This is a genomic window from Cellulomonas citrea (genome assembly GCF_009829685.1).
Taxonomy (GTDB): Bacteria; Actinomycetota; Actinomycetes; order Actinomycetales; family Cellulomonadaceae; genus Cellulomonas; species Cellulomonas citrea.
Map to the genome: position 1 here is coordinate 1 of NZ_VWSD01000149.1, position 7,176 is coordinate 7,176.

Here is a 7,176-nt window from a genome sequence, read left to right on the forward strand (position 1 = left end):
CCTGGGAGCTGCCCACCCACGAGGCCACGAAGGGCGTCGTGGCCGGGCTGCCGGTCGCACAGGCCGTGTTCGCCCAGCGGCTCGCCGGCGACGGCACCGTCCGGCTGCTCGCGTCCGACGGTGACCCCGTCGTCCCCGGCAGCGCCGTGCTCGAGGTCGAGGGGCCGGTGCGTGAGCTGCTCATCGCCGAACGGTCCGCGCTCAACCTGCTCACCCACCTGTCCGGGGTCGCGAGCCTCACGGCCCGCTGGGTCGCGGCGGTCGCCGGCACCGGTGCCGTCATCCGGGACACCCGCAAGACGCTGCCGGGGCTGCGGGCCGCCGAGAAGTACGCCGTGCGGGCAGGCGGCGGCCGCAACCACCGGATGAACCTGGGCGACCAGGCCCTCATCAAGGACAACCACGTGCTCGCCGCCGGGGGCGTGGTCGCCGCGATGGCCGCCGTGCGCGCCGCCGCGCCGGACGTGTTCTGCGAGGTCGAGTGCGACACCCTCGACCAGGTCGAGCAGGCGGTGACCGCGGGGGCCGTGCTCGTGCTGCTGGACAACATGGGGTTCGACGAGCTGCGGGCCGCCGTCGCGCTGTGCCGCCCGGCCGGGGTGGCGACCGAGGCGAGCGGCGGGCTCACGCTCGACGTGGCCCGCGAGGTCGCGCTCACCGGGGTGGACTACCTGGCGGTCGGGGCGCTCACCCACTCGGCGCCCTCGCTCGACCTGGGGCTCGACCTGCTCGGCTGAGACCGCACGGGCACCCAGCGGACCCGTGGTGCACGCTTGGCGCCAGGACCGCGGCGAACAGGAGATGCGTGAGCGAGCAGCCGGCCGAACGGCAGGTGACGGACCAGGACGTGACGACCTCGGCGGTGCAGCGGCAGCGGGCCGCGACGGTGAGCGCCAGCGGGCTGCGCGGCGGGCCGCACGGTCCGGCGGCCGACGTCCCGGACGGGTCACCCGGGACCTGGGCGCCGCTCGCGCTGTCCACCTTCCGGTGGCTCTGGATCGCCCAGCTCGTGTCCAACACGGGGACCTGGATGCAGACCGTCGGCGCCCAGTGGATGCTCGTGCACCAGCCGAACGCCGCCTCGCTCACGGCGCTGGCCCAGGCCGCGAGCCTGCTGCCGGTGCTCGTCGTGTCGCTGCCGGCCGGGGTGCTGGCCGATGTGCTCGACCGGCGGCGCTACCTCGTGGGCGTGTTCGGTGCCGCCGTCGTGGTGAGCGGGTCGTTGGCGGCGCTCACCCAGGCCGGTCTGGTGACCCCGGTGGTGCTGCTCATGCTCACCTTCGGGCTCGGTGTGACGAACGCCCTGGCCGGCCCCGCGTGGCAGGCGATCCAGCCCGAGCTGGTGCCGCCGCGGCTGATCCCCGCCGCCGCCGGGCTGGGCAGCATGAACATCAACATCGCCCGGGCGGTCGGGCCGGCGGTCGCGGGGGCGCTGCTGCTCGTGGTCAGTCCCGCTGTGCTGTTCGCGATCAACGCGCTGTCGACCGTCGCGGTCGTCGTCGCCCTCGTGGCCTGGCGCCGTCCGGTGAACCCGGAGCGGGAGGCCGAGCCACTGGTGTCCGCGCTGCGGTCCGGCTCCCGGTACGTCGGCAACGCACCCGGGGTGCGGCGGGTGCTGCTGCGGGTGGCCCTGTTCGTCGGGCCCGCCTCCGCGCTGTGGGCGCTGCTCGCCGTCGTGGCGAGCCAGCGGCTGGGCCTCGGGCCGGGCGGGTACGGGATGCTGCTCGGCGCGCTCGGCGCAGGTGCGGTGCTCGGGGCCCTGGCGATGGCGCGGCTGCGCGGCCTGATGTCGCGCGGGGTGCTGCTGGCGGGCTCGTCGGTGCTCTTCGGCCTCGGCATGGCGGGGGCGGCCCTCACGAGCAGCGCGGTGCTGCTCGTCGCGCTGCTCGTGCTCGCGGGCGTCGGCTGGCTCGTCGTGCTGTCCACGTTCAGCACGGTGCTGCAGCTCACGCTGCCCGCCTGGGTCCGGGCCCGGGGGATGGCGATCTACCTCATCGTGATGATCGGCGGTCAGGGCGTCGGTGCGGTGGCGTGGGGTGTGGTGGCCGAACGGCTCGGCATCGGCCACGCGCTGCTCGCCGCGACCGCCCTGCTCATGCTCGGGGTCGTCTCGCAGGCGTGGTGGCCGCTGCTGGCCCGCACCGGGGCGCAGGACCCGCGCGTCGAGGCCATCTGGCCCGAGCCGGACGTGGACGCCGGCATCGACCTGGACCCGCGCAGCGGACCGGTCATGGTCGAGATCCGGCATGTGGTGACCGGCGACGTCGAGCGGTTCCTCGACGCGGCCCAGCGGGTCGGCGTCTCGCGCCGGCGCACCGGGGCCACCTCGTGGGCGGTCTATCAGGACGCGGCGGACGCGGCCGTCTTCGTCGAGGTCTTCGTGGTGCCGACCTGGGGCGAGCACCTGCGCCAGCACCATGAGCGGCTCACCGGCTACGACCGCGAGCTCGACGTGCGGATGCGCGCCTTCACCGACCAGCCGTCGGTGATCCGGCACCTGGTGCCCGCCGAGTGGCGGCCGACCGAGGGTGCCTGAGACCTCAGCCCACCCGGGTGAACCGCAGGTCGGTCGCCGGGCGCCCGGCCGCGGCGGCCTTGCGCTCGAACGCTGTGACCGGCCGCCCGGCACGGTCCTCGTCGAGCGGCGCCAGGTCCGGGTCGGCGAGCAGCACCTCGCGCATCGTCGTCGCGTACGCCAGCCAGTCGGTGGCGACGTGCAGCACACCGCCCGGCCGCAGCCGGGACACCAGCAGGCGGACGTGGTCGGGCGCCACCAGCCGGCGCTTGTGGTGGCGCGCCTTCGGCCACGGGTCGGGGAAGAAGGCCCGCACCTCGTCCAGCGCACCGGGTTCGAGCCCCGCGCGCACCAGGTGCAGCGCATCGCCGTAGCCGATGCGCAGGTTGGTGAGCCCGGCGCGCTCGGCGAGCAGCAGCAGGTTCGCCACTCCCGGCAGGTGGACCTCGACGGCGAGCACGTCGCGGTCGGGGTCGGCCGTGGCGAGGGCGACGGTCGCCGTGCCCATCCCGGGGCCGATCTCCAGCACGAGCGGTGCGTGGCGGCCGAACAGCGCCTCGGTGTCCAGCCGCCCGGCGACGGTGCGCGGCCAGGACGTCTCGTCGTGCACGGCCAGGCCGAGGGCGGGCCACAGCCGGTCGAGCGCATCGGCCCGGTCCCGGCCCAGTGCGGCGCGGCGCGGGTGGAAGGTGCGCAGCGGCTCGTGCGGCGCCGCCGCCGGAGGCGGGGCGCCGAACGGCTCGTGGGTCACCGGGTCAGGGTAGGCCGCGCCGAACCGCCCCTGGTCAGGGCAGCATCGCCCACAGGTCAGGACGGTCCTCGGGGGAGCCTGCGGGCGGGTCGTCGGGTGCGTCCAGCGAGTGCGGCCACCCGCTCACCGGGCCCATCGCCTCGGTCTGCGGCATCCAGCTGGTGACCGGCACGGCGTGGACGGGGCTGTCCTGGCCACGACGGGACCGGCCGCGACGGCTCGCCAGCACCCACAGCGTCAGGCAGGTGAGCAGGACGGCGCCCCACAACGACATCCACCACACCGGGGCCGCCCACATGGGCGCATCATCGCCGGGTGTCCGAAATGGGCGATATCCCCCGAAAGGGTCAACCTCGTCCGGCGGTGCCCACCCGGGCGTCGAGGAACTCCAGCACCCGTGCCACGTAGTCCTCGCGTGCGGGGCTCGGCGACAGCGCCAGGTCGTGCGCACCGCCGGGCACCTCGACGAACGTGACGTCGGTGCCCAGCCGCGGGGCGAGCGCCTTCATGTGCCGCACGTCGAGCACCGAGTCGGTGGTGAGCAGCGCGTCGTGCCGGCCCTTGTCGGGGCCCGACGCGTCCGAGGCGAGCACGAGCACGGGGCAGTCGACCCACAGCCCGCGGGCCACCCGCGCCTGGCCGTGCCGGACGGTGCGCACGAACCCGGCGCGGACCACCGCGTCCGCGTGCGGCTTCCAGGTGAGGTCGTAGTCCCACTCGCCCCCGGTGTCGCGGTGCAGCGCCTGCCCGTACGCCGGGTCGAGGCGGGCCACGACGGTCTGCGGCGCCACGGCCCCGAGCAGGTCCATGACGGCCGTGAGCACCGTCCGGTCGAACCAGCTGCCGCGCAGGTCCAGCCACGGGGAGTTGAGCACGAGGCCGTCGAGCGCCCCGGGCCGGGCGTCGGCCCACAGGCTGGTGACCAGGCCGCCCGCGGAGTGGCCGAGCAGCACCACCTTCGGGTGCGTGCGCCGCAGGGCCCGCACGGCCAGGTCGATCTCCTCGACGTACGCCGACAGGTTCGTCGTCGTCATCGGGGTGCGCCCGGCCCGGATCGAACGACCGCAGTCGCGCAGGTCGAGTGCGTAGAGCTGGTACCCGGCCTGGGCGAACGGCGCACCCAGGTGGGTGTGGAAGAAGTAGTCGACGAAGCCGTGCACGTAGAGCACCGCGGTGCGTGCGGGGTCGACGTCTCGCAGCCCGACGAGCGTGGCCACCGGGTCCACGCCGGTGCGCAGCGCGTCCGTGTCCGGCCGCAGGGTCAGCGTGCGCGCCGTCCAGTCCTCGCCGAGCACATCGGTGACGTCGTCGTCCATGAGCGGCATCGTCCCACGCGGGGCGCCGGCCTGCGGGCGCCCCGGCACCGAGGCACCGGTGGTCAGGCTGTGACGGGTGCGGGCGACGTGGTGCGCAGCGGCCGGGCCGCGATCGAGCCGTGCCCGGCGACGTCGCGTCCGACCTCGAGCACGTGCGCGCCGTCTGCGTCGACCACCACCGTGGAGACCGAGGCGTTGGGCAGGGCACCCGCCGCACGGGGGTCGAGGTGGGCCAACCAGGCGCCGAGGGTGAGCCCGTGCCCGACGACGAGGACCCGGCCCGACGGGTGGGCCTCGACGATCCGGTCGAAGGCGGCGAGCACCCGGGTCATGAACTCGGCCCCCGACTCCCCGCCGGGCAGCCCCGGGTGGGTGCCGGCGAGCATCCCGGGCACCAGGGACGACCAGGGCTCGACGGTCTCGAGCTCGTGCTCGGGCTTGCGCTCCCAGACGCCGAAGGACAGCTCGCGCAGGTCGGCGTCGGTGCGCAGCCGTTCGAGCTGGGGGTGGTGCCGGCAGATCTCGACGGCGGTGGCCACGGCCCGGCCCTGCGGTGAGCTGTAGGCCGCGTCGAACGGGCGCCCGGCCAGGTGCTGGGCGGTGACCCGTACCCCGGCCAGGCCGGTGCGGGTGAGGGGGGAGTCGACGCGGCCCTGCAGCATGCGTCGTGCGTTGAGGTGGGTCTGCCCGTGCCGGACGAGCGTCAGTTCGAGGGTCATCGTTGCCCTTTCAGCGGATTCGATGCCTTCACGGTAGGCGCCTTGCGTGACGCGACGGCGTCCGCGCGGTGAGCATCCGGCGAACGCCTCACTGCCGCCGCTGGCTGTGACGAGGCCCTGACCTGGGCGGGGACGGCGCCGGGCGGCGGGTCGCCGGGGCTCCGGGCGCGGCGGCGCGGGTCGTCGAGCATGCGGGGCTCGACCATCGGGAATCGTTGTTGCTGGCGATTCGCACGACGCATTCCGTAGGCTTCGAGGCGAACCGCTGTCGAACGCGCGGGCGGGACCGACGAAGGGCAGGGCCATGGGGATCACGGTGCGCAACGTCATCAACGGCGAGCTGGTCGACGGGAACGGCGGCACCATGCCGCTCGTCGACCCGAGCACGGGGGAGCAGTTCGGCACCGCGCCGCTGTCGGACGCCGCCGACGTCGACGCGGCGTTCGCCGCCGCGAAGACCGCGTTCGCCGGCTGGAAGAAGACCACGCCGAGCGAGCGGCAGAAGGCCCTGCTCGACCTCGCGGACCTGGTCGAGGCGAACGCCGAGGAGCTGGTGCGCCTCGAGGGGCAGAACACCGGCAAGCCCGACCACGTGACCGCGGCCGAGGAGATCCCGCCGATGGTCGACCAGATCCGGTTCTTCGCCGGTGCCGCCCGGGTGCTCGAGGGCAAGGCCGCCGGTGAGTACATGACCGGGTTCACCTCATGGGTGCGGCGCGAGCCGATCGGCGTCGTCGGGCAGGTCGCGCCGTGGAACTACCCGATGATGATGGCCGTCTGGAAGTTCGCACCGGCCATCGCCGCGGGCAACACCGTCGTGCTCAAGCCGTCCGACACCACCCCGGTGACCAGCGTGCGGATCGCCGAGCTGGCGGCCCAGGTGCTGCCGGCCGGTGTGCTCAACGTGATCTGCGGTGACCGGGCCACCGGTGCCGCGCTCGTGGCGCACCCGACCCCGGCGATGGTGTCGATCACCGGGTCGGTCGGCGCGGGGCGCTCGGTCGCGGCCTCGGCGGGGGAGCGGCTCAAGCGCACGCACCTGGAGCTGGGCGGCAAGGCGCCGGTCATCGTGTTCGAGGACGCCGACCTGGCCGCGGCCGCCGAGGGCATCGCGACCGCCGGCTACTTCAACGCCGGGCAGGACTGCACCGCCGCGACCCGGGTGCTCGTGCACGCCTCGGTGGCCGAGGACTTCGCGGCCGCGCTGGCCGAGCAGGCGAACGCGGCGACGACGACCTTCGGCCGCCCGGTCGGCGACGAGGACGCCTGGGTGCCGCCGGTGAACAACGCCACCCAGCTGGCGCGCGTCCAGGGGCTGCTGGCCCAGGTGCCGGACCACGCTCGGGTGCTGGCCGGCGGGTCCCGGCAGGGTGACGCGGGCTTCTACCTGGCCCCGACGGTGGTCGCCGGGCTGCGCCAGGACGACGTGCTCTCCCAGACCGAGATCTTCGGCCCGGTCATCACCATCCAGACGTTCACCGACGAGGCGCAGGCGATCGCCTACGCCAACGACGTGGCGTACGGCCTGGCGTCCTCGGTGTGGACCCGAGACGTGGGCAAGGCGCTGCGGGCCTCGGCCGAGCTGGACTTCGGCTGCGTCTGGATCAACACGCACATCCCGTTGGTCGCCGAGATGCCGCACGGCGGGTTCCGCGACTCCGGTCACGGCAAGGACCTGTCGATGTACTCCTTCGAGGAGTACACCCGGGTCAAGCACGTGATGGCGTCGCTGGACTGAGCGGGTCCGTCACTGCGCGCGAGGCGCCCGTCCCGGCTGGTCCGGGGCGGGCGCCTCGTCCGTGCGGGACGACGTCGGTGCGGTGCGTCAGGTGCGGCCGTCGCGTCCGGGTCGCCGTGGGCCGGTGGGCCGGCGCC

The 7,176-nt window shown here is 74.7% G+C and carries 7 protein-coding genes; 3 read left to right on the top strand and 4 right to left on the bottom strand.

Features of this window, described 5'->3' with window-relative positions; translation table 11 throughout:
• The coding region (gene nadC, locus F2B26_RS13400; RefSeq protein WP_159810187.1) for a carboxylating nicotinate-nucleotide diphosphorylase at window positions 1-737 on the top strand (737 nt) is incomplete at its 5' end.
• Between the two features lie 68 nt (window positions 738-805).
• On the top strand, window positions 806-2,536 hold the full coding sequence (locus F2B26_RS13405; protein ID WP_201292741.1) for an MFS transporter: 1,731 nt from the start codon (window positions 806-808) through the stop codon (window positions 2,534-2,536).
• 4 nt (window positions 2,537-2,540) lie between these two features.
• Here F2B26_RS13405 and trmB read toward each other — a convergent pair whose 3' ends face one another.
• The 4 genes from trmB to F2B26_RS13425 form a co-directional block, all read right to left on the bottom strand.
• Window positions 2,541-3,266: a tRNA (guanosine(46)-N7)-methyltransferase TrmB gene (trmB, locus tag F2B26_RS13410; RefSeq protein WP_159810189.1), complete on the bottom strand. Its 726-nt coding sequence runs from the start codon at window positions 3,264-3,266 to the stop codon at window positions 2,541-2,543.
• Between the two features lie 34 nt (window positions 3,267-3,300).
• Complete coding sequence (locus F2B26_RS13415; protein WP_159810191.1) at window positions 3,301-3,564, bottom strand: hypothetical protein; 264 nt, start codon at window positions 3,562-3,564, stop codon at window positions 3,301-3,303.
• Between the two features lie 49 nt (window positions 3,565-3,613).
• Entirely contained in the window at window positions 3,614-4,582 is a 969-nt protein-coding gene (locus F2B26_RS13420) for an alpha/beta hydrolase (protein WP_159810193.1), read from the bottom strand.
• A 62-nt stretch (window positions 4,583-4,644) separates the two neighbouring features.
• A complete protein-coding gene (locus tag F2B26_RS13425) occupies window positions 4,645-5,301 on the bottom strand; it encodes a histidine phosphatase family protein (RefSeq protein ID WP_159810195.1) in 657 nt (218 codons plus the stop codon).
• Window positions 5,302-5,605: 304 nt separating this feature from the next.
• Between F2B26_RS13425 and F2B26_RS13430 the strand changes: the two genes are divergently transcribed.
• Entirely contained in the window at window positions 5,606-7,039 is a 1,434-nt protein-coding gene (locus F2B26_RS13430) for an aminobutyraldehyde dehydrogenase (RefSeq protein WP_159810197.1), read from the top strand.
• Window positions 7,040-7,176 lie beyond the last annotated feature (137 nt).